This is a genomic window from Thalassospira sp. ABD4_177 (assembly GCF_056160125.1).
Genome location: NZ_JBSWWO010000001.1, coordinates 585,798 through 610,212, shown reverse-complemented (window position 1 = coordinate 610,212; position 24,415 = coordinate 585,798). Strand labels below are relative to the sequence as shown.

Sequence of the window (24,415 nt, the reverse complement as noted above, 5' to 3'; positions counted from 1 at the left end):
GCAAGAGCAGCCACAGCGTATCGTGCTTACCGTCAAACACGCATCGGCATCAGAACATACAATGCCGAAAGGTCGTCGGTATCACGCAGGATGGTCGGGCTGGACCCGTCCGACATCAGAAGGTTAAGCGTATCGCCCTTAACCTGCTTGGCGATGTCGAGCAGATAGCGCGAATTAAAGCCGATTTCGATATCCTCGGCATCGTAATTGATTTCGAGTTCCTCGGACGCGGTGCCGTGTTCGGGGCTTGAAGCCGACAGCGTCAGGGTATTGCCCGACAGAACAACCTTTACCGCGCGCGATTTTTCAATCGAGATGGCCGACACACGGTCGACGGCATCGGCAAAGGGTTTGCATTCGATATCAAGCGTCTTGTCGTTGCCCGACGGAATAACGCGCTCGTAATCCGGGAAGGTGCCATCAATCAGCTTCGAGGTCAGAACCGCATCACCAAAGCCAAAGCGGATTTTGGTATCCGAAAGCGCGATATCAACCGCTTCGCCGGTTTCCTCGATCAGTTTGCGCAGCTCGCCAACGGTTTTGCGCGGCACGATAACGCCCGGCATGTTTTCCGCACCTTCGGGCAGCGGCGCCTCGACACGGGCGAGACGGTGACCGTCGGTTGCGACTGCGCGCAGGATCTTGGTGCCTTCGGCGTCGGTGGCGTGGAAGTAAATCCCGTTGAGGTAATAACGGGTTTCCTCGGTCGAGATGGCGAACTCAGCACGGTCAATCAGACCGCGCAGCTCAGCCGCAGCCAGACCGAAGCTGACCGGAAGATCGCCACCGGACATGACAGGGAAATCATCAACCGGCAGAACGGCGAGATTAAATTTCGAACGCCCCGCCGACAGGGTCAGTCGGCCAGCGCCCGGCTCAAGCGCGATCTGCACCTGGGAGCCTTCTGGCAGCTTGCGCACGATTTCATAAAGGGTATGTGCAGGGGTTGTGGTCGCGCCCGGCTCGGATACCTCAGCCGTCGTGGTTTCGATGACTTCGAGGTCCATATCGGTCGCGGTCAGCGAGAGACGATCATTCTCTGCCCGCAGCAAAATATTGGACAGAATCGGAATGGTGTTACGTCGTTCAACAACGCTTTGAACATGGGTCAGCGATTTCAACAGCGCCGCGCGTTCGATGGTCAGCTTCATGCCCGTCCTATCCGTCTGTCAGTATTTGTTTAACAAATTGATTTTTAATCAGTTTTCCTACCTGACCCACACCCTTTCGGGTGCGGAAGGCGCATTATAACATGCATACTCGGAAATCGAAGGATTTTTACGGCTTAAACCCAAGCAAATAAAAGGAGTCGGCGGACAAAAATACGCCTGAAACGCGCAAAGCGGCGCAAACCGCCCGACTCGCAGTTTTGATGAGTGAAATCAGGTATAAAAACCACCCGATTCAAAAACAAAATCCGCCGAAATTTACGGCGGATTTCATCAAGATTTACATCGATTTTGCAGCGGGCCGGAAGCCCCGATCAGCTTTCCAGCATCCGACGCAGAAGATCGATATCTTCGCACAGCGACGGATCGGTACCGTGCAGTTCTTCGATCTTGCGCACGGCATGCATCACCGTGGTGTGGTCACGGCCGCCAAACTTACGGCCAATTTCCGGCAGGGAATGGGTGGTGAGCTGCTTGGAGAGATACATCGCCACCTGACGCGGGCGGGCCACCGCACGCGCACGACGGGCCGAATGCATGTCCGAGACCTTGATGTTGAAATGCTCAGCCACCCGTTTCTGGATTTCCTCGATCGAAACCCGGCGCTCGGACGCGCGCAGAACGTCATGCAGTACGTCCTGAACCATCTCAAGCCCGATTTCACGCCCGACCAGCTGGGAGTGGGCGATCACGCGGTTCAGCGCGCCTTCAAGCTCACGCACGTTGGCGGTGATCTTGTGGGCGAGGAATTCCATGACCCGCTGGGGCAGTTCAACACCCTGACGTTCGGCCTTGGCTTCGAGAATACCCAGACGCAGCTCATAGGTGGTTGCGTGAATGTCGGCCACAAGGCCAGACCCCAGACGCGAACGCAGGCGTTCCTCGATGTCTTCAAGATCGGACGGCGACTTGTCGGCCGACACAATGATCTGACGGCCCTGATCGACCAGCGCATTGAAGGTGTGGAAGAATTCTTCCTGGGTCGAATCCTTGCCCGAGATGAACTGGACATCATCGACCATCAGCACATCGACCGAGCGGAACTGGTCCTTGAAATCGACCGTGTTCTTGTCACGCAGCGCCCGAATGAAGCGATACATGAATTTCTCGGCCGAAAGGTAGATCACCGTGCGGTGCGGCTGGGTGCGGCGAATATGCCACGCAATCGCATGCATCAGGTGGGTTTTACCAAGACCAACCCCACCATAAAGGAACAGCGGGTTGAACGGCACCGATTCGGCCTCTGCCAGGCGGCGGGCGGCGGCATAGGCGAACTCGTTGGGCTTGCCCAAAACGAAATTGTCAAAGGTGTAGCGCGGATCAAGGGCGGCCGAGATGCCATCATCAGACATGCTGGCGATTGCCGTGCGGCCGGCAGCACTTGGCTGACATGGCGCTTCCGCAACAGTGCCGGCGTCTTGCGAGTCTGAAGTTCGCGTTGATTTGGCACGCGACGGAGCCTGCGCAGCATTTGACGCCGGAGCGGGGGAAGATGCGCCCTGCTTGCTGCCTTTGGTGCCGGTGTTGCCGGTGGCGCCGGATTTGGCGCCCGATACGATGTTGATTTCAACGAAATGCACATCGGAATCTTCGGCATGCCAGAATTTCTGGATACGGTCGAGATAGTGCTGGGTCACCCAGTCGCGCATGGCACGGGTCGGCGCACCCAAACGCGCCACACCGGCCTCAACTGCGATCAAGGCAACTGGCTCAAGCCAGTAGCGATAAGCCGTTGCGCCAAACTCAGCGCGCAGCTTTTCGCGTACCACCTGCCAGGTTGCAACTGCATGATCGTCAAGTGCTGCGTGCTGGTCACCCGCAATCCCCCCGCTGGATTGCCCAAGTGCCGATTGTGTGTCCCTCACGGCGTGCTGCACTGTTAAACCTTTCCCCGAATATCCCTATTTTACCACCACAAAGACCGCAAAAGACAAAATGGTACTGCGTCGCGTTCATCACCGCGGTGATCAACACGCTGGCCTTCCACAAGATCAGGGAAGTGTACTCGCGCCTTTTGTTTTTTTGGTTCTTCGTTGCCAGTCGCTTTGCGCGACCTGCAAAGTCCAAACACTGTACTGATGTGACCCACATCAGGCAAGGCGATCTTTAACAGAACGTTAAAAGGATTTCGCAACCAAAACGGCCCTTGTTTTCTGCGGTTTCTTGCACCCGCGCAACCAAGGAACAAAAGGTGATTCTGCGAAATCCGGGCAGCGAAAAGGCCGCACCAGAGGTGCGGCCTTCGACTCGCCATCCCGTAAGGGATAAATTAAAGTGCGTTGATGCGTGCGGTCAGACGCGAAACCTTGCGAGCAGCGGTGTTCTTGTGCAGAACGCCAAGCTGTGCGCCACGCGCCAGTTCCGGCTCGGCGATTTTCATCGCAGCCTGAGCAGCATCTTTGTCGCCAACGTTCAGCGCAGCCTCGACCTTCTTAACGAAGGTACGAATGCGACCGATACGTGCACCATTAACTTCTGCACGTGCGGCGTTGCGGCGAATGCGCTTCTTGGCCGATTTATGGTGAGCCATTGCGAACCTGTCTCTTCAAACAAATGTTACGTAATTCGGAGCGCGGCTTATAGCTCCGTCCGACACCCCCGTCAACCCCCGATACAGCCATAACGCCTCAATTTCTGCGGCTTCTGAGTCTTTTGCCCCGCAACACAGATATGCGCACGCGGAATCAGGGGTCAAGTTGACCGGTGATTAAACAATCAACGGTGCTTGAAGTCTGCCTTGCGCTTCTCGCTGAAGGCTTTCATGCCCTCGGCGCGGTCTTCAAGCGCGAAGGTCGAATGGAATTCGCGACGCTCGAACATCAGGCCTTCGGTCAGGGTCATCTCATAGGCCTTGTTGACCGATTCCTTGACCTTCATCGAGACCGGGCCGGAGAAGGAAGCGATCTTTTCCGCAAGCTGCATCGCTTCGTCCAGAAGCGAGTCGGCCGGGACGATTCGCGCAACCAAGCCAGCGCGTTCGGCTTCCTCGGCATCCATCATGCGTCCGGTCAGGCACATTTCCATGGCCTTGGCCTTGCCCACCGCACGGGTAAGACGCTGGGTCCCGCCCGCACCGGGGATGGTGCCGATGGTGATTTCCGGCTGCCCGAACTTGGCGGTGTCAGCCGCAATCATGATGTCGCACATCATCGCCATTTCACAGCCACCGCCAAGCGCAAAGCCGGCAACTGCGGCAATGGTCGGCTTGCGGCACGATGCGACACGGGTCCAACCCTTGGTGATGAAGTCGTTCTTATAGACATCCATATAGTCGTAATCGGCCATTTCCTTGATGTCGGCCCCGGCAGCAAAGGCCCGTTCCGACCCGGTAATGACAATCGCACGGATGTCTTCATCGGATTCGAAATCATCAAGGGCAGCCCCGATATCCTTGATCAGCGCATCGCACAGCGCATTGAGCGCCTTGGCACGGTTAAGCGTGATCAGGCCGACATTGCCCTTTTTCTCGGCGATGATGTTTTCATAAGACATGTACGTGATCCTTTATGCGCTGTTCGGTCCGTGGGACTCCGATTACGGATTACTGTGGCGTGATCGGACCGATTCGGCTGAAACCATATTTTGATACTGTTTTACCGATTTTGCATGCGCGCCGCAACCAACCCTGTCAGTGATTTCGCCACGTTCGGATGCGTGACGGCCCTGATGATATCCCCACCTGCCAGAATGCCGTTACGACAATCTGGCACATTGGCCGGTACATAACGTGTGGCAATCCCGAGAAGGTTTTGAGGCACTGCCTATTTCTGGCAGCTGGGGCAGAAGAAGGTTGATCGTCCGGCCTGTACGATGCGTTCAATCGTGGCATCACAGCCATCGGCGATGCAGGTTTCGCCTTCGCGGCCATAGACGCGGAAATTGTGCTGGAAATAGCCAAGCTCGCCATCGCTTTGGCGATAGTCCTTCAGGCTTGAGCCGCCTGCGGCAATCGCATCTTCCAGCACAAGGCGGATTTCACGATAGAGACGATCGATCTCGCCAGGCTTGAAATCCTTTGCCAGACGGTCCGGGGCGATGCCGGATCGAAACAGCGCTTCGCAGACATATATATTGCCCAGACCCGCAACCAGCTTTTGGTCCAGCAGAACCGTCTTGATCGGGCTGGCGCGTTTGGCGATCCCGGCGGCAAGCACGGCGGCGTTAAATGCATTGCCCAACGGTTCGGGCCCGATGCCCGCCAGCATCTTGTGGGTGGCGACCTCATCCCCGTGGATCAGGGTAATCACACCAAAGCGCCTGGGGTCGTTAAACCGCACCACCGCGCCATCGGCCATGACGAAATCGACATGATCATGTTTGCCCGGTTCCGGCACGCCGACGGCTGGGTCATTATGGATGGTCATGCGACCAGACATGCCAAGATGGACCAGCAGCACCTGACCATCATCAAGATAACCGAGGATGTATTTCGCGCGCCGGGTCAGCTGATTGATCCGGCGCCCGGCCATGCGATCAGCAAACCCGTCGGGAAATGCAAAGCGAAGGTTCGCACGCCGCTGCACAACATGATCGACAACCCGTCCTTCCATGACGGGGATCAGACCACGGGTGACTGTTTCGACCTCTGGCAATTCGGGCATATCTGGAACTCATACAAAGAATGGTGTGACGCTTTTAGACCACTGGTTCATGGCAATTCAACGCCTGAAATCAATCCGACTGGACGTGGGGGTGCAAAGCCATATGATGTGCGCTGTTTTGACAGACTGTATCGCCCCCACCGTGCAGTCGCGCCTCCTTTAGTGAAAGCCCGCCGATGGAATTTGGTTTTGAACTGCTTGTGATCCTGTTTGCTGTTGCCACCTTTGCCGGTTTTGTCGATGCCATCGCCGGGGGCGGCGGGCTGATCACCATTCCGGCCCTGTTGTGGGCAGGCGTCACCCCGGCCCAGGCATTGGCAACCAACAAGCTTCAGGGCAGTTTTGGCAGTTTCAGCGCGTCACTGAATTTCATCCGCAAAGGGCATGTTGATCCGCGCGATATGGTTCTGGCGATTGTCCTGACCTTTGCCGGGTCGGCTTTGGGGACGGTTCTGGTGCAGATGCTTGATCCGGGCATTCTGATGACCATCCTGCCGGCTCTTTTGATTTTGATTGCGCTTTATTTCCTGTTTTCGCCGCGCGTGGGCGACATTGATGCCCATCAGATCATTGGCAAGACGACATTTGCCTTTACCGCCGGTTTTGCCATCGGTTTTTATGACGGCTTTTTCGGGCCGGGCACCGGGTCGTTCTTCTCCATCGCCTTTGTCGCCCTGCTTGGGTTCAACATGACCCGGGCGACCGCCCATACCAAGATCCTGAACTTCACATCGAACTTTGCGTCGCTTGTGATGTTTATTGCCGGCGGTGAGGTCGTGTGGATCGTTGGCGGGGTGATGGCGGTTGGCGCGCTAATCGGCGCGCAGGTCGGATCGCATATGGTGATCAAAGTCGGCGCGCGTCTGGTGCGGCCGCTGCTTGTCGTGACCTCGATCGCGATTTCGATCAAGCTGATCATTGATCAGTACGGAACGACCATCAGCCAAAGCTGGGATCAACTGCGTCACTGGATCGGTTAAAGAAAACACGGACCGGCCAAAGAAAAACCCGTCAGCCATTTGGATGACGGGTTTTGCATTTGATCGGGCAATTTATCAGGCGCTGGCGCCGTTTTCGGCAAAGACCTCGTCACGGCGATCCAAAAGATGACTCCAGACCGTGAACAGCAGGGCCAGAACAGAAATTGCTGCCCCCAGCCACGGGATATGCTGATAGGAAACGCCCTGGGTGATGGCGATACCGCCAAACCACGCCCCCGCCGCGTTGCCAAGGTTAAAGGCCCCCTGATTAAGGGTGGAGGCCAGGTTGGGCGCATCGGATGCCTCGTTCACGACGCGCATCTGAAGCGGGGAAACCAGTGCAAAGGCCACCACACCCCACAGCATCACGGTTGCGACGGCCGGAATGACCGAGGTCAGGGTTTCGGTAAACATGGCAAGGATGGCGATCAGCAACACAAAGGTCATGATGATTGCTGGCATCAGACGCCAGTCCCCCAAACGGCCACCGATATAGTTACCCAGCGTCAGACCGACACCAAACAGCAACAGCACATAGGTCACCTGACGCGGGGTGATGCCGGTGATTTCCTGGAGCATCGGGGTGATATAGGTAAAGACGCTGAACATGCTGGCCGAGGCCAGCACCGAAATCAGCATGGCCAGCAATACCTGCGTTTTGCCAAGCGACTTGGCTTCAAGCCAGAGACTGCCGGTCGATGCGGCAATCTTGCGCGGCAGGGCGATATAAAGTGCGCTGGCCGCAAAGACACCGATGGCGACCACCGCCCAGAAGGTCGACCGCCAACCAAGTTCCTGACCCAGTGCCGTTCCAAACGGCACACCCAGCACATTGGCCAGGGTCAGGCCGGAAAACATCAGGGCAATTGCCTGCACGCGCTTATGCGGCGCGACAAGGTTGGAGGCAACAACCGCCCCCAGACCAAAGAAGGCACCGTGGCAGAACGCGGTAACCACCCGGGCAGCCATCAACAGCCAGTAATCCGGGGCAATCGCACACAGGAAGTTGCCAAGAATAAAGATCGAAATCAGCAATAGCAAAGCACGACGACGATCCATGCGCGCCGTGGCAATCGCCAGAAATGGTGCGCCAAAGGTCACACCCAGCGCATAACCCGTCACCAGCAGTCCGGCATCGGGGATGCTGACACCAAGATCGAGGGCCACATCGGGCAAAAGCCCCATGATGACAAACTCGGTGGTGCCGATCCCGAAGGATGCGAGGGCGAGTGCAAGAATCGGCAGGTTCCCGAAAAATCCGGGGCGGGTGGCGGTATTCGTCATGTCAGAATTTCCAGATCAGCATTGGCCCGCGCAATGCAGGTGGCGCAAACCGCACGGCCAAGTTTTGTGCAACTGCGAGATACGCATCATGCACCAATTTTTGAAACGATTCAATTCTGGGGTAATGCCACGCGCAAATCCACCGCGAAATTTGCATGGTAGCCTGTTACCACCGCGGCGGATCAAAAGATGGATCAGGAAAGTTCGGCGACGATTTTCTTTGCCGCCGCGACCGGATCATCGGCCTTGGTAATCGGACGGCCAATCACCAGAACGTCACTGCCCATGGCGACCGCATCAGCCGGGGTGACGATGCGTTTCTGATCGTCCGTCGCCGCCCAAGCCGGGCGAATACCGGGCGTGATCAGCTTGAAGTCCGGACCCAGGGCCTTGCGCACCGGAGTGATTTCCTGTGCGGAGCAGACAACCCCGTCCAGACCGGCCTTTTGGGTCAGTTCGGCCAGTTTAACGACGCGATCCTCGATCGGGCCTTTGAGGCCGACATCATCAAGGTCGCCCTGATCCATGCTGGTCAGGATGGTGACAGCAATCACCCAAGGCACATCAACGCCAGCCTTGTGGGCGGCTTCGCGCGCGGCTCCACCGGCACGTTTCATCATTTCCAGACCGCCGGCCGCATGAACATTAACGATCTTGAGCCCAAGCGGCGTTACCGCCCGCACGGCCCCGGCCACCGTATTGGGGATATCGTGATATTTGACATCGAGAAAGATCGGCATACCGGCCTTGGCGACCGCTTTGACACCCTGCGGTCCGTGGGCGGCAAAGAATTCCTTGCCCAGCTTGGCCCCGCCAATGATGCCCGACAGACTTGATGCCAGATTGATCGCATGATCAAGGTCAGTAGTATCGATCGCACAGAAAATACGGTCTTTGGCGGCAAGGGTCTGGGTCATGCGGTCCTCCTTCATGCGGGCAATGGCAAGCGGGCAGAAAGCTTGCAGTTTATCGGCCCACAACTGTCAGGATGACGAACAGATTTCCCTGCGCGGGCGGACCGGAGATGGCTTAGCCGATTTGAGCGCAAAGGCCAATGTCAAATCGGGGCGACATGCGCAGGGGCGCCATGCGGCAAAGGCATCCGGATCGGTTGGGCCAGATAGCAAAAGGGCCCCGAAACGGAGCCCTTTAACGATTAGCTATGGCCGATGGCCTTTTGATTGCTATCGGGTGCGTCGTGTACTGTGTCATCGGTTTTGATGCGCTTGAGTTCGCTATCCATCCGCCGGGCGGCCCGGCGGTGCTTGCCCTGGAGCAACCATTCAAAAGCAAAGCCGATTCCAAGCCCAATCAGAAGTGCGATCATGATCGGCAGGAACAGTGGCAGGTCGACTTCAAACGGCAACGGCCAGAGGGAAATCGTTACCAAGGCCCGGTTGGAAACAGCAAAAACCGCAATCAGTACAGCAAGCGGAATGGAAATAATCCAGTACAGGAAGCGCATTACTTAAGCTCCTTGTGCCGCCCCTAACCCACCCCCGCAAAGGATGGTTCAGGACCCGGCAGAGGTCACGTTTGGTCATCAGGCTGATCAGTATGGGGTAAGAACCGGACAAAATCCATGGCGACAGTCACACAGATTTTGTGTGTCGCACACAGGCCAGATCAGGCGGATTGCGGGTGACGCAGGTGACTCTACGCCCGATCGCCGGTCAGAAAAGATCAGACGCAAATCAGTTCAAACGTTCGCGAAGCTGCTTACCGGTTTTGAAATAGGGAACCTTTTTCTCACCGACAGGGACGGCTTCCCCGGTACGCGGGTTACGGCCGACACGTGCATCGCGCTCCTTGACGGAAAACGCGCCAAAGCCGCGAAGCTCGACCCGGTCGCCGCGCGCAAGCGCATCGGTGATCTCGTCAAAGATCGTCGCAACAATCCGTTCAACGTCGCGCTGAAAGAGATGCGGGTTCATCTCGGCAAGGCGGGCGATCAATTCAGATTTTGTCATTTCCAGGCCCCATCCTGTTGATGCTGACAGTCACACTCAACCACGGATTAGATTATATCTTAGAAAAGCTATCACTCAGGTTGCCAGACCGTCAGCAAACCGTCAAGTTTAAGCCCCTCAGATGACAGTACTTTTCCAAGGTTTCCCTCAAGAACAGCACTCATAAAATCGTCTTCCGGGTACTCGATTTCAAGTGGCACTACCTGCGCATCCGTCGTGACACCGGCTTCCTCTTCCAGCCAGCGCAAGGCTTCACGACGGCCTCCAATTTCGTCAATCAATCCGTTGGCGACCGCCTGCTGACCGGTATAGACACGGCCATCGGCAAGGGTCGTAACGGTGTCCACCGGCATATCGCGGCGGGTTGCAACCATCTCAACAAACACATCAAACATGTCCGAAATCAGGCCCTGCATGGCCGATTTTGCAACATCATCAACGGGTTCGAACGGGTTGGGTGCAGCTTTCAGCGGACCGCTTTTCACGGTCAGTGGTTCAACGCCAAGTTTCTCAAGGGTTCCATTGAAATTCATCGACTGGAAAATCACCCCGATCGACCCGGTAATCGTGCCACGCCGCGCAATGATGTGGTCTGCGGCAATCGCCGTCATATACCCACCAGACGCAGCAACCGTGCCCATTTCAGCAACAATCGGGCGGGTCTCGCCAATGCGGCGCAGCGCCTCAAATAGCGTTTCGCCGCCGACCATGGTGCCGCCCGGGCTGTTGATATGAACGATCACACCGACAACGTCGCTGTCTTCTTCGATCGCGCTGAGCGCATCAAGAAGATAGGGGTCTTCGGTGATCACACCATCGATGGTGACTTCAACAATACGCGGCCCCAGTCCGCCCAGAACACTGTCCTTCACACGGGTGCCCGACAGGCCGACAACGATCACCGCAAGCACGGCAATCACCGCCACCACGCGCCAGCGAAAGATGGATTTTTTCAATCGACGTCGATCCAGCAGGATATCGGCATCCAGCGCCATAGAGGTATTCCGGTTCTAATTGTTCAATCAAATACTTAGAAGAGTGTGACCCCTTAAACCTGTCTCTTCAAATGGTTTTTCTCGCCCCGGAAGGCAAGAACAAAAAGCGTTTAAAATCAAAATTTTCGCGAAATTCGCCGATATCAGCAGAGTCGGGCGAAAAATCCGACCGATAAACCTGATGATATACAATTTCGGCAGATAAAAACGCCCGCCCAGCTCAGGACAAAATATGCGTTGATGGCACCAGGAGCATCAGACTGCGGACGAAAAGTCAGGCAAAAGAAAACGGGCCGCGCAAAGCGCGACCCGTCTTTTCGTTCTGCAAGATTGCAGAGCGTATTTCGTCGGAAAAGGCTTATTCGCCGGTTTCCTGTTTCTTGCGCAGAGCTTCGCCGAGGATATCGCCGAGCGATGCGCCGCTGTCTGCCGAACCGTAATCCGCCATTGCTTTCTTCTCGTCAGCAACTTCAAGAGCTTTGACAGAGAGGGAAACCTTGCGGGTTTTGGAATCGATCGCGGTAACGCGTGCGTCGACTTTTTCACCAACTGCAAAGCGTTCCGGACGCTGCTCAGAACGCTCACGCGCCAGCTCAGCTTTACGGATGAAGCCTTTGAGTTCGGTGTCGCCAACGGAAACCTCGATGCCACCGTCGTTTACTTCGGTAACTTCACAGGTTACAGCGTCGCCACGTTTGATGCCGGTGACGGCTTCTTTGAACGGATCGCCAGCAAGCTGTTTGATGCCGAGCGAGATGCGTTCTTTTTCGACGTCAACGTCAAGAACCTTGGCTTTGACGATGTCGCCTTTTTTGTATTCCTTGATGACTTCTTCACCAGCACGGTCCCAGGACAGGTCCGAAAGGTGAGCCATACCGTCGATACCGCCCATGAGGCCGATGAACAGACCGAATTCGGTGATGTTCTTGACTTCGCCTTCGATCTCGGACTCGACCGGATGAGCTGCCAGGAAGGCATCCCACGGGTTCGAGGTGCACTGCTTGAGGCCAAGCGAGATACGACGTTTCTGAGCATCGACGTCGAGCACCATGACTTCGACTTCCTGCGAGGTCGAAACGATTTTGCCCGGGTGGATGTTTTTCTTGGTCCAGGACATTTCGGAAACGTGGACCAGGCCTTCGACACCAGCTTCGAGTTCGACGAATGCGCCGTAATCGGTGATGTTGGTGACACGACCTTCGAATTTCGAACCGACCGGGTATTTGGCTTCGACGCCTTCCCACGGATCAGCTTCAAGCTGCTTCATGCCAAGCGAGATACGCTGGGTTTCGCTGTTGAAGCGGATAACCTGGACTTTGACAGTCTGGCCGATCTGAAGAGCTTCGGACGGATGGTTAATACGTTTCCAAGCAATGTCGGTAACGTGCAGCAGGCCATCAACGCCACCAAGATCGACGAATGCGCCGTAATCGGTGATGTTTTTGACAACGCCGTCAAGAACCTGACCTTCCTGAAGGTTCTGGATCAGTTCAGCACGCTGTTCTGCACGGGTCTCTTCGAGAACGGCACGACGCGAAACAACGATGTTACCGCGCGAACGATCCATTTTCAGGATCTGGAACGGCTGCGGGTTGTTCATCAGCGGGGTGACGTCACGAACCGGACGGATGTCAACCTGGGAACCCGGCAGGAACGCAACAGCGCCCGACAGGTCAACGGTGAAGCCGCCTTTAACACGACCAAAGATGGTGCCGTCGACGCGTTTGCCATCGGAGAACTGTTTTTCCAGCTCAACCCAAGCTTCTTCGCGGCGCGCTTTTTCGCGCGACAGGACGATCAGGCCATCCTTGTTTTCATAGCGGTCGACATAAACATCAACGGTATCGCCAATGTTTACTTCGCCTGCGCCAAATTCTTTAAGCGGAACGCGGCCTTCGGATTTCAGGCCGACATCGACGATGGCATCATCGTCAGTTTTCTTAACGACCGAACCGGTCATTACGCGGCCAACAAAACCTTCGTCTTCAGAACCAAGGGTTTCAGCCAGCAGGGCGGCAAAATCTTCGCCAGTTGAGAATTGTGCTTCTTCAGCGGTGGTCATAAACCAGACTTCCTTTCGAGTATCGTCACTATATTCTGGCCAACCGGTTGTGTCCGGTGGTCTTTGCCGCAAAATCGCGGCGATTTGTCATTCACTGTTCAAACCCGAACGCATGTGAAGGCGAACCTTCCATACACGAAAAGGTGAACGCACAAGTCGTTCACCTTAGGGACAGGCCATAGGACCGGTACCTCGGAGTTGTTCAACGCCTGACGGTTAAAACGCCCTTTGATCAGTCATCCGCACCCATATGGGTATGGATATGTGCCATGACGGCATCGAACACTGCGTTGGCATTCAGACGATCCGTATCAATATGGATTGCGTCATCTGCCATCTTGAGCGGTGCGACATCGCGAGCACTGTCTCGGGCATCCCGTTCTTCAAGCTCTTTAAGAACGCGCTCGTATATAGCAGCGGGATTTTTATCCTGCAACTGTTTGAACCGACGGTTTGCACGTTCTTCTACACTGGCGGTCAGGTAAAACTTGATCGGCGCATCCGGACAGACCACTGTTCCGATGTCCCGGCCATCCAGAACAGCCCCGCGCTTACCGCCTGGTGGCGTACTGGCAAGGGTACGCTGGAAATCAAGCAATACGGCGCGAACCCTTGGAATCGCTGCAACTTTTGAGGCAGCCGTGCCGACTTCCTCGCTGCGAAGCGCGTCGCCTTCGAGATCGGCGGCACTGAGATTTTCTGCTGCATGAACTGCTGCGGCCTCATCGGCCGGGTCGCCATTTTCGGCCAGAACTTTCGCACCGGTCGCACGATAAAGAAGGCCGGTATCAAGATAGGCATAGTCCATTGCGTCTGCGACTCGACGCGCCAAGGTCCCCTTGCCGGACGCGGCCGGCCCATCAATGGCGATGATCATGTGGGTCACTCCCTGTGATTAATTCTGCTTATATAAGTGCCGGTCAGATTGGCCGCTGTGACTTACATCAGTGACTTATATATTGGGCGGCCGGGTCAGGAATGCAGGGCGAATTTTGCGCCCATGTCATCCATCAAGCCTTCGAAGTTCGGGAAGCTTGTCGCAATCGGATTGGCATCATCGACCGCAACCGGCTTTTGGGCACCCAGCCCCAGAACAAGGAACGACATCGCAATACGATGATCCAGATGGGTTTCCACCATGCCACCGCCCGGCACAACACCGCCGGTCACGATCAGATCATCACCTTCGATCCGGTGGATCACACCATTGGCTTCAAGACCGGCCGCCACCGCCGCCAGACGATCCGATTCCTTCACGCGCAGTTCTTCAAGATCGCACATGCGGGTTTCACCCTCGGCATAGGCGGCTGCCACCGCCAGCACCGGATATTCATCAATCATCGATGGGGCGCGTTCGGCCGGAACGACAATGCCTTTGAGCCGGTTTTTGCCGGTGACCACCAGATCGCCGATGGTTTCGCCGGCTTCTTCGCGCTCATTGGTAATGGTGATATCGCCACCCATTTCAACAAGCGTGGTGATCAGACCGGTCCGCAGCGGATTGAGGCAAACATCACGAATGGTGACATTTGAGTCCGGATTGATCAGAGCAGCCACCAACGGGAAGGCTGCCGAGCTTGGATCGGTCGGAACGACAATGTCGGCGGCCTTCATTTCGACCGGGCCGGTCAGGCTGACGGTGCGGCCGCCATCGTCATTGACCTTCACATCGACATCCACGCCGAAGTGACGCAGCATGCGTTCGGTATGATCGCGCGACGGTTTGGGTTCGATCACTGTCGTCGTGCCGGTCGTATTAAGACCCGCCAGCATGACTGCCGACTTCACCTGGGCCGATGCCATCGGCAGGGTATAGGTCACAGGCTTTGCTTCGTCGGTGCCAATCACCGCCATTGGCGGACGGCCGCGATCCCGGGTGATGAACTCGGCACCAAATTCGGACAACGGATCGGCAACCCGGCCCATCGGGCGTTTGCACAGCGACGCATCACCGGTAAAGAAGGTCGTGATCGGATGGGTGGCAACAATACCCGCCATCAAACGGATGCCGGTCCCGGCATTGCCCATATCAATGACACTGTCCGGTTCGCGCAGCGCGCCAACACCGACACCGGTGACATGCCAGGTGCCGTCGTCATCACGGGTGACGGTCGCGCCCAGTTTGCGCATGGCGTCCGCGGTTGCCAGAACGTCTTCGCCTTCGAGCAAGCCGGTCACCTTGGTCGTACCGATTGCCAGACCACCAAACATCAGGGAGCGATGAGAAATAGATTTGTCACCCGGCACCCGGATATCACCCGTAAGCGGCCCGGCCTTGGCCGAGGAAAGCGGGCGTTTGGTTTGCGAAGAACTCATGGTTCGTACCTGCCAATCACTGTTTTACCATCAACAAAAAGGCTGATTGAAAAAGCGCTGCGCTGCGGCCACATTTTCAGGCGCGCGCGGGCCGTTCAATCAGGGGACCAATGCTCTAGCACAAGCGGTTGGCACGCACCAGTATCGAACCCGAAATTCGGGATGGGAATTTGCCGCAATGTGAGGCAAATTTAACTAGGGTCAGGACCTATTGATTTGCCAAAGGGAAAATCGCGCAATTTCCTTTTGACAAGGGGCCGACAAGATGGCAATTGGGCCTTTCAGACAAGACGCTGTGCGCAGCCTTGTTGCGCGTTTGCGACACACAGTCTTTTTCTTAATTGATAACGGTAATTAAGAGGATTTGCCGTAATGTCAGCACGCGGTAAGAAACGTCACTGCCTCGCCTGTGATACCAAGTATTACGACCTGAACCGGACCCCGGTTGTCTGCCCGAAATGCAAGACGCCCGACGGGCTCACCAAGGTCAAGAAATCCGCGGTTGCCAAACCGGCACCGGAAGAAGACGAAGACGTTGATGATGATGTGGATGGCGATATCGACGAAGATATCCTGGAAGATGCATCTGATCTTGGTGAAGACGACGACGATCTGAACGAAGTTTACGAGCACGTCGAATCTGAAGACGACGAACGCTAAGAAATTTTGAAAAAGGGTCTTGCCAACATTTGGCGAACCTTCTAAATATGCGCCGCGCCGCAGAGCCTGCTTGTCAGACTGCGTCGCGGACAAAGTGGGGCCGTAGCTCAGTTGGGAGAGCGCTACAATGGCATTGTAGAGGTCGTCAGTTCGATCCTGATCGGCTCCACCATTCAAAACCCGTTGCCTTTGGCGACGGGTTTTGTCGTTTTAGGGTCTGACGTACCCCATCATAACGACCACCAAGGGAGAGAAAGATGAGCAAAGTCTGGACCGTTTATTTGTCGGGCGAAATTCACAGTGACTGGCGCGAGCGCATTGAAACCGGCGTGAAAGAAGCCGGCCTTCCGGTCGAACTGGTCGCCCCGATTACCGTGCATGAAGATTCTGATGATTGCGGCGTTGCCGTGTTTGGCGCGGAAGAAAACAAGTTCTGGCATGACCGCAAGGGCGCGCAGCTAAACGCCATGCGCACCAAAACCCTGCTTGAGGGTTCCGACCTTGCCGTCATTCGCTTTGGCGAGAAATACAAGCAGTGGAACGCTGCCTTTGATGCCGGTCAGGCGGCCGCCCTTGGCATTCCTTATATTACGCTGCACCCCGCCGAGCATGATCACGCGCTTAAGGAAGTGGATGGCGCGGCCAATGGTGTCGCCCGCGAACCCGAACAGGTGGTTGCGGCACTGGCCTATATCATCCGTGGTGACATGCCCAAGGCGTAAGCCAACGCGCACTCATTGAGCTCCGGGCCTTTACTTTAGGCCGATTTTTCGGCGAAGGCCCGGATGCGTTTGACGGCTTCGCGGAGTTCCTCGTCAGGCACGGTCAGCGCCACGCGGATCAGGTTTTTGGCGTTTTCGCCAAAGGATGCGCCGGGCATGACCGCGACGTTTTGATCATCAAGAAGCCCCCAGGCGAATTCTTCGCCATTCATGCCGGTTCCGCCAACATCGATCATGGCGAACATTCCGCCTGATACCTTGCCCGGTTTCAGGACGGTGCAGCCGGCCAGTTCCGTTTCGATCATGTCGACGCGTGCGGCGTAGCTTTTGCACATGCGTTTGGCGGTATCGAAATTGCCGCGAAGGGCAACCTCGGTCGCATCGGCAATGAAGGGCTGATTGCCAAACAGGATGGTTTCGGAAATCGGCAGCACCTTGGTGCAGAGTTCTTCCGGCCCAACGCACCAACCACTGCGAAAACCGGTGGCGGCATAGGTTTTCGAGATCGAGGACGTGACGATGGTGCGATCACGCAGCTCTGCGATTTCAAGCGGGGAGGCAAAGGTGCCTTCAAACACCAGATCCTCATAGACCTCGTCACAGACAATCCACAGATCATGTTCAATGGCGATCTTGCCAAGTTCGACCAGCGTTGCACGATCAAGCAGCGCGCCCGACGGGTTGTGCGGCGTATTGAGCAGCAAGACGCGGCTGTCCTTGGTGATCGCGGCGCGCAAATCATCGGGCTGCATGATAAAGCCATGCTCAATCGACAGCGGAACGGATTGCAATTCGGCCCCGGATGCGCGAATCACCCCGGCATAGGTCGCATAATAGGGATCGCCGACCAGCACCCCTTGCCCGGCATCCACAAGCGCAGTCATGACGGTATAAAGGGCGGTCTGCGTGCCCGGGAAACACAGGATGTTTTCGGGCGTAATTTCGGGCCAGACCGGTTTGTATTTTTCCACCAGCGCATCGAGCAGGCCGACCTCGCCCCGGCCATTGGAATAATGCGTGCGGCCACGGCGCATGGAAGCCTCGCAGGCGTCAATCAGGGCCGGATCGACGGGAATATCGGGCTCGCCAATCGTCAGCTCGATGATTTTCGCGCCTTCGGCTTCGCGATCGCGTGCGGTGTTGTGAACGGCCCATTTCGCCCCGCCCAGTTCGGCAAGACGGTCGGTAATTTTCGCATATCTCATGACGGCTTACTTTGTTGTTCGGGGTGGGTGGGATGTTGGGCGGAATGCAGTGCAAGTTCGGACGCAGACAGCGCCCCGGCGGGCAATTCAAGCAGGCGTTCGGCAGCACCCGTGATCAGATCAGGCAGGATATCCTGGGCATACAGCCCGGAATTGAGCGCCCCTTCCATCCAGAGCCCGTCAATCAGACCATTGAGCGCAATCGCATGGTTGCGGCAAATCGCAACACTGTAGGGGCAGCCGTGATGGATCAGGACCGGCTCGATCAGGGTTTCAAGGGCACTGAGAAATTCGCGATAGCCATCGCGGTGAATTTCGGCAAAGCCCGGATCGTGACGCACCCGGCCAATGAAGGTTGCCCAAAGCGACACGGTTTCTTCGTCCATGTTGGGCATGGTCATGTTGGCGCGCAGGAAGCTTGCCAGTTTGGCTTCGGGTGTGCCTTCGGTCGCACGCGCACTTTCACTGGCCTGTGCTGTCAGCTGCCCGACCAGATAGGCATAGGCATTGCGGATCATGTCATCCTTGCTGCCGAAATAGTGGCGCACCAACCCGACAGTGACCCCGGCTTCTTCGGTAATCCGGCGCACCGATGCCCCGTGCAGACCATAGCGGGCCACACAGGTCAGCGTTGCCTCCATCAAACTGCGGCGGCGCACATCAAGCGACAGACGTTGAAATGTTTTTCGGCTCATTCCCGGTTCCCGGATGGCTGATGGGGCGCGTGCCGACATCATCCGGACGGCACCTTGTTATACAATTGAATAATTTCAATTTTGTTTCAAGCCCGCAGTTTCATGCAGTCCAGTCAAACGCGGCGGTCAGTAGCCCTGACCGCGGCTGACAGCAAGGCTGAGCGACTTGCCGGCATGCAGTTCACGCGCCGATTGCAAGGCTTGCTCTGCAACGATATGCGGGGTCGTATCACTGGCGATGTGCGGGGTGATACGCAGGCGCGGATCCGCCCAGAAGCGATGATCGGACGGCAACGGTTCAGTGCGAAAGACATCAAGGGTCGCCCCGGCAAGCTGTCCGTTATCAAGGGCGGCAACAAGGTCATCCTCAACCAGATGTTCGCCGCGCCCGATCTGGATCAGCCAGCCGCCCTTGGCCATTTTGGAAAACAGGTCGGCATTCAGGACATCTTCGGTCTCAGCCGTTAGTGGCAGAACATTGATCACCACATCCTGCCCGGCCACCGATTGCAGTACCGAGTCGTCGCCGGTGAAATACTTTACCCCTTCGACCGGATCGCTCGGGTCCCGTCGGCAGGCGACAGAAACACTAAAGCCCGAAGCCGCCAACGCCTGAACCACCGCAGCCCCCATGGAGCCATGGCCGAGTACCGCGACCTTAAGATCACGTGGCGGGCGAATCGCCGGGGGCGCCCATTCTGCCCTGGCCTGGTTTTGCTGCATCTGGGCAAAGCCGCGCTCGACATGAACGACTTCATGCACCGCGTAGCCCGCCATCAGATCGGCCTGATTGGGATCACGGACTCGGCAAATCGCGATGTCTTTGCCCAAGCCCGGATGTTTGAGCAAATCATCCACCCCGGCCCCGACCGACATCGCCATTTCGATATTGCGATAGGGCGAAAAGGCCACCTGTCCCGGCAGCCAGCACACGGCGAAACGGATCAGATCCGGGTTGGTGACTTCATCGGGATTAAGAAGGCGGACATCCGGGGCCGCGTCCCCGAAATCAAGCGAATAATAGCTTTTCAGATCCATCGAATCGCTAAGTAGAACACCGTAAATCGGTTCTGCCGCCGCCATCAGTCAAAGCCCCCTGAACAGTCATTTTCTGCGCTTCTAATCCCGCGTGGCGCACCCGGTTTACGGGCACCAACACAAGAAAATTTGCGCTTTGGTTTCATCCTCAGTTAAACAAGTGTATATCAAAGAGTAAAGCCGTTTGATCAGATCCATGGAGTCCGGGATGCATATCGCGACACAAAAGGACGCCGACACCAGCGTCATGAGCGACACCGAAATCAGCGATGCTGAAAAGCAGTGCCGTATCGAGCTTGCCGCCTGTTACCGGTTGGCAGCGCACTACAAGATGACGGACACGATCTATACCCACATCTCGGCCCGGGTGCCGGGCGAGCCGGGACATTTTCTGATCAATCCCTATGGGCTGATGTGGGAGGAAATTACCGCCTCCTCGCTGGTCAAGATTGATGTCGATGGCAACAAGGTCGCAGACAGCCCCTATCGGGTGAACCCGGCCGGCTTTACGATCCACAGTGCCGTGCATATCGGGCGCCATGATGCCGCGTGGGTGATGCATACCCACACACGGTCGGGATTTGCCGTTTCCTGCCTCGAAGAAGGTCTGATGCCGCTTAACCAGATCGCGCTGCAGTATTATGGTCAGATCGGCTATCACGATTACGAAGGCATCGCGCTTGATCTTGATGAACGCGAGAGAATCGTTGAAGCGCTTGGCACGAACATCGCGCTTATCCTGCGCAACCATGGTCTTTTGACCGTGGGTGCGACCGCCGGGCAGATGTTTTCCAATATGTTTTATCTGAACCGGGCGTGCGAGATTCAAGAATCCACACTGGCGATGGGGCGCCCGCTTCGGGCCATTGATGACACCATCATCAAACGCGTTTCCGATCAGTTCAGCCAGATGGCCTATGACGACGGGGATGTTGCATTGGAATGGGACGCACAAATGCGCCTTGCCGACCGACTGGACCCCGGTTTCCGCGCCTAGAGTATCACGCCACCGCACTGCAGTCCGCGCTTTCGCAGGCGCGGTAAATGCTTGCGGGTTTTCACATTTTTGACACCACCGTCGGACCGGTCCAAGTCCGTGGACCGGAACAGGGGAGAATTGTGATTAAAATTTAATCTTCGGGGTGAATTGCGCAAAAGATAATCAAATCGCTGCTTGACACCCTCCCGCCGACTGCTACGATTGAATTCAACAAGGTCGATCCGGAGAATTTTCCGGTGTGTTTTGGTCAGGGTTCGAACAGCGATCACGCAAGGTGATTTTGGGACCTACCGCATTGAAAATAATGACTTGTGCTGATGCGCGACAGTCGCAATGCGATACGAAGTTTAAGGCCAAAACGGGTTAATTGCCAAAATTGACCCTCGAGACCGCCCAGCCGACAGCGTTGACCTTTTGATCAGGTCGCCTGTCACGCCAGAGACGCCGCCCAAGGGTGGCTTGATGCTGGGATCGCGCAAAGGTCGAAAGTGTTTCTGTTCGTCTGCCCGCATTTGATGTGGGCATTGGGAACACGTCATGCTGCGGCATTTCTTACCGTCCCCGGCGGTGTGCCGAAGCTCCTGCTCGCCAGACAAGGAGAAGACACATGCAAGTATCGAACACAATTGATTGTAACGGTTTGTCCCCGGCCCCGACCCTTCTGCGGATCATGCAGGCACTGGTCGGTCGTGAAGACGGCGCATCCCCGCTCAATGTTCTGGTCGGATCAGATTGCAATTGTGAACGTCTGGCGGACTCGCTTGGTCCACTGGCCGAAGAGGTTCAGCTGGCAAGTGATGCAAAACAGTTTGCCACGCTAAACTGAGCGGCGCCAAGCAGCGCCTTGCCCATGCCGGCACATCGTTGCCGGCAAACTTTCCCGTCCATGATGCCAAAAGGGCATCCCGTCGCTTTGAAGTGGGCGCGACGGTCCTAAAATAAAGAACTGCGCATCGGCACAGGGGTGTCGATCACGGCTGCCCGCCACACGGGCCTGTCACGCCAAAGTATCTGGTTGCCTTGTCGCCACGTCCTTTGGTGGTTTTGACATGCCCGCTTGTGTCCCGCGACCGGCTGATGCGCAAGATAATAGGAAGCACCATGTTAGAAGATCCCACTGACGAGAGCAGCGAGACACCCAGTCGATACGAAAGTGACCCCGAACGACCCGACTTTGCCTTTGATCCCGATGATCCGTGGACGCAAACCTTTCAGGAAGGCCTTGCACGGTCCAACCTGAAGGGAAAGACCGTTTATGAGGTCGGTGTCGGGACGGGCATCAATGTGGCGTTCATTTTGCGCAATTGCGGGGCGGCCACCGTTTATGGCAGCGATCTTGATCCCCGCCTTGTGGTTCTGGCAGAGCGCAATATCAAAAGCCTGTCCCCCGAACATGCCAAACATTTCAAACCGGTCCATGGCAGCGTCAGCCTTGTCGATACCGACGAGGCACGCGAAAAAGTCGGCAAGACCGATGTGGTGATCGCCTGCATTCCACAGGTGGGCGAACCCAGTGACGAACGCCTGACCGCCTTTCGCGAAGCACAATCGATTGAACTGGCCGAGGGGGCCGGCGATGAGGCCGAAGATCACATCGCGCATTACTATCCCTGGAGCCTGTTTGACGAGTATCCGTATAATTCGGTCGGACTTGGCCTGAACGAGGCCCTGATGCGCCGTATTCGCGAACATGCGCCGCAGGCCGAACTGGTAATGAATTTCGGCTGCCGCATCGGCACCGAAATCATTTGCGAGTGCTTTAAAGCCAATGGCTATCGCCCAGAGAAAATCGCATCGAAAATCGTGCTGCAACATGCCGGCACGGATATCTCGTTCTTTGTGATGCTCGAAAAGGCGCTGAGTGGCACCGGGCTTGAAAAGCAGCTGGTCTGCAAATTCTATGGCGACCCGGAAGGCAAACAACCGCTTTCGGCCACCAAGGCCCAGGAAATGATCAACAAGGATCCGAATGTGCCGCTTTATCACGAAGTGGCGGTCATTCGCGGCGTGCCGGTCTAGGGTCGATCACCATTCAGATCAAAAACAATAACACCCCGCAGCCCTTGGTTGCGGGGTGTTTTATACTTTGGCCTCGTAAAAGGCGATTAAATAAAACAGCTATTTGTTTGGTGAAAGATCTGAGAAGATGCCCTATCATCACAAAAAGCCATAAATTGACAAACCTCGCATTCTCACAAAGACGACCCGCCATCAACCTGAACACATCTTAACAATTCCTTGACATTTTCAAACAGTCTAATCCCTTCAATGCCACGGAACCTCGGCGGAGGTTGCAACCTAATAGAGAGCATTTCTCGCTTTCCCGCCTCGAACGATCTAACCGAGAGCAAAAAACTGCTCTCACATCCGCCACCATCGGCAAAGTCTTCCGAAGTCAACATCTAAAACTACTGCATACTTCAACATAAAGTTTGTTTGCTTTAGGAAATCTCGTCTTCCGGATCCGCAGCACTAAACCCTTTGCTGAATGGAGCTTTGCCCATCTAGACAATGCATGATATCGAAGATGAGATTAACCTTTGGCAGGCGGACGACCCAGGCCCCGAAACGCAATGGTATTTTTTTGTCTAAGCGAACGAAAAATATTAAAGCTTTTGCTGCCTTCGAATCCGTTGATTGCGAAAGACCAGTGACTGAAGAGATGAAGCAAATGAACAACCATGTCCAGATCATAGCCGAAATCGGATCGGTCCATGACGGCAGTTTCGGAAACGCCGTAAAACTTATCGAACTCGCTGCCACACTCGGTTCTGACACGGTTAAGTTTCAAACCCATATTGCTGAGGCTGAAACAACGCGCACGGCACCATCGCCGTCTTATTTTTCCGGGGAGGATAGATACTCCTATTTCGAGCGAACCGGATTTACACGAGCACAATGGATAGATCTTCGAACTACATGCGAGAAATGCAAAGTCCAGTTTTTATCCTCTCCATTCTCGGTTGAGGCGGTTGATCTTCTGGAGGACGTTGGTGTCGACGCATACAAGATTGCTTCTGGAGAAGTAACAAACACTCCCTTGTTGGAAGCCGTCGCACATACAGGAAAACCTGTTATCCTTTCGTCAGGAATGAGTGATTGGGCCGAACTTGATGAAGCAGTTGAAATTCTGAAGAAAGGCTCATCCGAACTTACAGTTATGCAATGCACTTCCGCTTATCCTTGTCCGCCAGAAAAGGTTGGACTCAATGTGATTAGCGAAATGATGAAGCGCTATGGATTACCTGTCGGTTTTTCTGATCATACAGATGGCATTGCTGCAGCTTTGGCAGCTGTGACGGTTGGAGCCACTGTTGTTGAAAAACATCTAACTTTTAGCCGAGCAATGTATGGATCGGATGCTGCAAACGCTGCAGAGCCTGAAACATTTGGCTCCATGGTACATGGCATCCGGGAGATTACCCGAATGCTGAACGTAAGAACTGATAAGGACGATGTTTCAGCATACACAGAAATGAAACGTGTGTTCGAAAAAAGCATAGTAACACGTCACGCGCTGCAAGCAGGAGAGATTCTTTCCCGTGACAATATTACAACAAAAAAACCAGGGTCTGGAATTCCAGCCAGAAAATTCAACGAAATGCTTGGTAGAAAAGCAGTAAACGCTCTTCCGGCAGATTATCTGCTTACCGAGAATGATATTTCAGACTGAAAACGTGGTATACTAGGCATGGCGGTGATTTAAAGAGCTCTCTTT

23 protein-coding genes and 1 tRNA gene are annotated in these 24,415 nt (G+C 55.6%); 8 read left to right on the top strand and 16 right to left on the bottom strand.

The features are described 5' to 3' along the window. Positions 1–32 precede the first annotated feature (32 nt). The 5 genes from dnaN to mutM form a co-directional block, all read right to left on the bottom strand. Positions 33–1,151, bottom strand: coding sequence for a DNA polymerase III subunit beta (dnaN, locus tag ACXAF0_RS02880; RefSeq protein WP_475343517.1), 1,119 nt, complete (start codon positions 1,149–1,151; stop codon positions 33–35). A gap of 332 nt (positions 1,152–1,483) precedes the next feature. After that, positions 1,484–3,046: a chromosomal replication initiator protein DnaA gene (dnaA, locus tag ACXAF0_RS02875; protein ID WP_475343515.1), complete on the bottom strand. Its 1,563-nt coding sequence runs from the start codon at positions 3,044–3,046 to the stop codon at positions 1,484–1,486. A 392-nt stretch (positions 3,047–3,438) separates the two neighbouring features. Beyond that, positions 3,439–3,699 (bottom strand): 30S ribosomal protein S20, encoded by a 261-nt coding sequence (gene rpsT / locus ACXAF0_RS02870; RefSeq protein WP_475343512.1) that lies wholly within the window; start codon positions 3,697–3,699, stop codon positions 3,439–3,441. A gap of 185 nt (positions 3,700–3,884) precedes the next feature. Beyond that, on the bottom strand, positions 3,885–4,661 hold the full coding sequence (locus ACXAF0_RS02865; RefSeq protein ID WP_475343510.1) for an enoyl-CoA hydratase: 777 nt from the start codon (positions 4,659–4,661) through the stop codon (positions 3,885–3,887). Positions 4,662–4,930: 269 nt separating this feature from the next. Further along, positions 4,931–5,770, bottom strand: coding sequence for a bifunctional DNA-formamidopyrimidine glycosylase/DNA-(apurinic or apyrimidinic site) lyase (gene mutM / locus ACXAF0_RS02860; protein WP_475343508.1), 840 nt, complete (start codon positions 5,768–5,770; stop codon positions 4,931–4,933). 176 nt (positions 5,771–5,946) lie between these two features. On the opposite strand from mutM, the gene ACXAF0_RS02855 reads away from it, so the two are divergent. After that, positions 5,947–6,750 (top strand): TSUP family transporter, encoded by an 804-nt coding sequence (locus ACXAF0_RS02855; RefSeq protein ID WP_475343505.1) that lies wholly within the window; start codon positions 5,947–5,949, stop codon positions 6,748–6,750. A gap of 75 nt (positions 6,751–6,825) precedes the next feature. Here the strand turns inward: ACXAF0_RS02855 and ACXAF0_RS02850 are convergent, their stop codons facing one another. The 8 genes from ACXAF0_RS02850 to aroA form a co-directional block, all read right to left on the bottom strand. Further along, entirely contained in the window at positions 6,826–8,034 is a 1,209-nt protein-coding gene (locus ACXAF0_RS02850; RefSeq protein WP_475343504.1) for an MFS transporter, read from the bottom strand. Positions 8,035–8,228: 194 nt separating this feature from the next. After that, positions 8,229–8,951: an orotidine-5'-phosphate decarboxylase gene (gene pyrF / locus ACXAF0_RS02845; RefSeq protein ID WP_475343503.1), complete on the bottom strand. Its 723-nt coding sequence runs from the start codon at positions 8,949–8,951 to the stop codon at positions 8,229–8,231. A gap of 239 nt (positions 8,952–9,190) precedes the next feature. Then, on the bottom strand, positions 9,191–9,499 hold the full coding sequence (locus ACXAF0_RS02840; RefSeq protein WP_475343500.1) for a LapA family protein: 309 nt from the start codon (positions 9,497–9,499) through the stop codon (positions 9,191–9,193). 229 nt (positions 9,500–9,728) lie between these two features. Next, the gene (gene ihfB / locus ACXAF0_RS02835; protein ID WP_475343498.1) at positions 9,729–10,004 is read right to left on the bottom strand and encodes an integration host factor subunit beta; all 276 of its coding nucleotides are present in this window, start codon (positions 10,002–10,004) and stop codon (positions 9,729–9,731) included. A gap of 71 nt (positions 10,005–10,075) precedes the next feature. Beyond that, on the bottom strand, positions 10,076–10,999 hold the full coding sequence (sppA, locus tag ACXAF0_RS02830; RefSeq protein ID WP_475343497.1) for a signal peptide peptidase SppA: 924 nt from the start codon (positions 10,997–10,999) through the stop codon (positions 10,076–10,078). Between the two features lie 358 nt (positions 11,000–11,357). Next, positions 11,358–13,061 carry a 30S ribosomal protein S1 gene (gene rpsA / locus ACXAF0_RS02825; protein ID WP_475343494.1) on the bottom strand — a complete coding sequence of 568 codons (1,704 nt, stop codon included), beginning with the start codon at positions 13,059–13,061 and terminating at the stop codon, positions 11,358–11,360. A 232-nt stretch (positions 13,062–13,293) separates the two neighbouring features. Continuing rightward, positions 13,294–13,938, bottom strand: a complete 645-nt coding sequence (gene cmk, locus ACXAF0_RS02820; RefSeq protein ID WP_475343493.1) for a (d)CMP kinase — start codon at positions 13,936–13,938, stop codon at positions 13,294–13,296. 95 nt (positions 13,939–14,033) lie between these two features. Beyond that, positions 14,034–15,377: a 3-phosphoshikimate 1-carboxyvinyltransferase gene (gene aroA, locus ACXAF0_RS02815; RefSeq protein ID WP_475343490.1), complete on the bottom strand. Its 1,344-nt coding sequence runs from the start codon at positions 15,375–15,377 to the stop codon at positions 14,034–14,036. Positions 15,378–15,749: 372 nt separating this feature from the next. Between aroA and ACXAF0_RS02810 the strand changes: the two genes are divergently transcribed. The 3 genes from ACXAF0_RS02810 to ACXAF0_RS02800 all read left to right on the top strand — a co-directional run bounded on the left by ACXAF0_RS02810 (position 15,750) and on the right by ACXAF0_RS02800 (position 16,759). Continuing rightward, a complete protein-coding gene (locus ACXAF0_RS02810; protein ID WP_475343488.1) occupies positions 15,750–16,037 on the top strand; it encodes a TIGR02300 family protein in 288 nt (95 codons plus the stop codon). A gap of 96 nt (positions 16,038–16,133) precedes the next feature. Further along, positions 16,134–16,209, top strand: a tRNA-Ala gene (locus ACXAF0_RS02805). An 85-nt stretch (positions 16,210–16,294) separates the two neighbouring features. Continuing rightward, on the top strand, positions 16,295–16,759 hold the full coding sequence (locus ACXAF0_RS02800) for a YtoQ family protein (protein WP_475343486.1): 465 nt from the start codon (positions 16,295–16,297) through the stop codon (positions 16,757–16,759). Positions 16,760–16,794: 35 nt separating this feature from the next. Here the strand turns inward: ACXAF0_RS02800 and ACXAF0_RS02795 are convergent, their stop codons facing one another. From ACXAF0_RS02795 to ACXAF0_RS02785, 3 genes are all read right to left on the bottom strand, one after another. After that, complete coding sequence (locus tag ACXAF0_RS02795; RefSeq protein ID WP_475343484.1) at positions 16,795–17,964, bottom strand: pyridoxal phosphate-dependent aminotransferase; 1,170 nt, start codon at positions 17,962–17,964, stop codon at positions 16,795–16,797. Then, a complete protein-coding gene (locus ACXAF0_RS02790; protein WP_475343482.1) occupies positions 17,961–18,659 on the bottom strand; it encodes a TetR family transcriptional regulator C-terminal domain-containing protein in 699 nt (232 codons plus the stop codon). The genes ACXAF0_RS02795 and ACXAF0_RS02790 overlap by 4 nt, the downstream gene beginning before the upstream one ends. 126 nt (positions 18,660–18,785) lie before the next feature. Next, positions 18,786–19,742, bottom strand: a complete 957-nt coding sequence (locus ACXAF0_RS02785) for an NAD(P)-dependent oxidoreductase (protein ID WP_475343479.1) — start codon at positions 19,740–19,742, stop codon at positions 18,786–18,788. Positions 19,743–19,905: 163 nt separating this feature from the next. Between ACXAF0_RS02785 and ACXAF0_RS02780 the strand changes: the two genes are divergently transcribed. The 4 genes from ACXAF0_RS02780 (at position 19,906) to ACXAF0_RS02765 (ending at position 24,370) form a co-directional block, all read left to right on the top strand. Then, positions 19,906–20,694, top strand: a complete 789-nt coding sequence (locus tag ACXAF0_RS02780; protein WP_475343478.1) for a class II aldolase/adducin family protein — start codon at positions 19,906–19,908, stop codon at positions 20,692–20,694. Between the two features lie 610 nt (positions 20,695–21,304). Beyond that, positions 21,305–21,523, top strand: a complete 219-nt coding sequence (locus ACXAF0_RS02775; RefSeq protein ID WP_475343477.1) for a hypothetical protein — start codon at positions 21,305–21,307, stop codon at positions 21,521–21,523. Positions 21,524–21,798: 275 nt separating this feature from the next. Further along, positions 21,799–22,716, top strand: a complete 918-nt coding sequence (locus ACXAF0_RS02770) for a class I SAM-dependent methyltransferase (protein WP_475343476.1) — start codon at positions 21,799–21,801, stop codon at positions 22,714–22,716. A 508-nt stretch (positions 22,717–23,224) separates the two neighbouring features. Continuing rightward, positions 23,225–24,370, top strand: a complete 1,146-nt coding sequence (locus ACXAF0_RS02765; RefSeq protein ID WP_475343474.1) for an N-acetylneuraminate synthase family protein — start codon at positions 23,225–23,227, stop codon at positions 24,368–24,370. The last annotated feature ends 45 nt before the right edge of the window (positions 24,371–24,415 follow it).